Annotated in this window: 1 protein-coding gene; it reads right to left on the reverse strand. The window is 45.5% G+C overall.

Annotation, left to right across the window (positions count from 1 at the left end):
- Positions 1 to 278 precede the first annotated feature (278 nt).
- Positions 279 to 1,180 (reverse strand): iron-containing alcohol dehydrogenase (locus R7F67_RS24520; protein ID WP_318057501.1); only part of this gene is annotated, 902 nt, incomplete at its 5' end.

A 1,180-nucleotide genomic window follows, 5' to 3' on the forward strand; every position in this document is an offset into this window, starting at 1 on the left:
ACAAACGTGAGTAGCGTAGTGCTACTCTAAACAAAAAGATCTAACAAATGCGTAAGTTCGACCTTTGATTTCAATTTTATTTTTTGTGTATGTAAAGCTAAACGGTCGCCACTTTACTGACCAACGCGAACACTTAATTTTGTGCATTAATTGTTGTTTTTAGAATGCCCAATATTTGAACGCGTTGAAGCTTACAAAATAGCATAAAAAAACGGTATTGTGACCGTTAAGTCACAATACCGTTAAACCCTAGAAAGGGCAGTGAACAGTTGTTGCTGTTATGAGACAGCTAATTCTAAAATTTCACGGCTGCGTTTAAGAGTAATCGCTTGGTTTTCCCCCAGAACTGTCATTCCGTGTTTGTTGAGTTGGTCAATGATGGCATCGATCGCTTGCTCGCGGCTCTCACCGTAGTTGTCTAGTTGAGTTGCTACACCAAGTTGGTGGTAGAACGCTTCGATGGCTTCGATAGTGCGTTCTGCAAGATCATCACCAGACTCCAAACCAAATACATTACGACCCATTTGCTCAAGCTTCGCGCGCTTAAATTGCATCTGGTTACGCAGCAGTGATGGTTGGATGATGGCAAGAGAACGTGCGTGATCAACGCCCCAAAGAGCAGTCAGCTCGTGACCGATCATGTGCGTAGCCCAATCATGAGGAACGCCGCTACCAATCAAACCATTCAATGCTTGGTTTGCAGACCACATGAGGTTTGCGCGCCATTGGTCGTCATCGCGCTCTGCGAACTGTTCGCCAAGCGTTTTTAGGGTTTTTAGCAGGGTCTCTGCGTACCCGTCTTGAACCATCGCACCAGTAGGCAGTGTAATGTATTGCTCACAAACGTGTACCCACGCATCCACAATGCCGTTAATAAGCTGACGTTCAGGCAGCGTTTTCATTACATCTGGATCTAACACTGCAAACTTAGGCTGTACTGCAGGAGACATGAACGGCAGTTTGTCTTGAGTTTCTGCTTTTGTAATCACAGCACCCATGTTGGATTCTGAACCAGTTGCAGGTAGCGTTAGGATAGCCGCAAGCGGTGTTGCTTCTGTAACTTGATGCTTACCGATCATAATGTCCCAGCCGTCACCATCGTACTTTGATGCTGCCGCAACGTATTTAGAACCGTCGATAACCGAACCACCACCAACAGCAAGAATGAAGTCGATGTTTT

Origin of the sequence: Vibrio sp. YT-17, assembly GCF_033337375.1 — a bacterium.
GTDB lineage: Bacteria > Pseudomonadota > Gammaproteobacteria > Enterobacterales > Vibrionaceae > Vibrio > Vibrio alginolyticus.